The following is a 265-nucleotide window of genomic DNA, read 5'->3' on the forward strand; positions in this document are numbered from 1 at the left end:
GTTGCACTCCCCCTTTTTCTGGTGACGATGGCATCGCAAAACGCACCGGGTATCGCAGCAATGAAAGCAGCTGGATATTCGGCTCCTGTTTCGCCATTAATTGTATTTACTGGATTGCTGGCACTGGTTTTTTCCCCTTTCGGCGTTTATTCCGTCGGTATTGCGGCAATCACCGCGGCTATTTGCCAAAGCCCGGAAGCGCATCCGGATAAAGATCAACGTTGGCTGGCCGCTGCCGTTGCAGGCATTTTCTATTTGCTCGCAG

1 protein-coding gene is annotated in these 265 nt (G+C 52.1%); it reads left to right on the forward strand.

Annotated features, from left to right (window positions below; all coding sequences use genetic code 11):
- Positions 1-265 (forward strand): benzoate/H(+) symporter BenE family transporter (locus FN960_RS24230; protein WP_185971153.1); only part of this gene is annotated, 265 nt, incomplete at both ends.

Origin of the sequence: Alkalicoccobacillus porphyridii (assembly GCF_007293315.1) — a bacterium.
GTDB classification, from domain to species: domain Bacteria; phylum Bacillota; class Bacilli; order Bacillales; family Bacillaceae_D; genus Alkalicoccobacillus; species Alkalicoccobacillus porphyridii.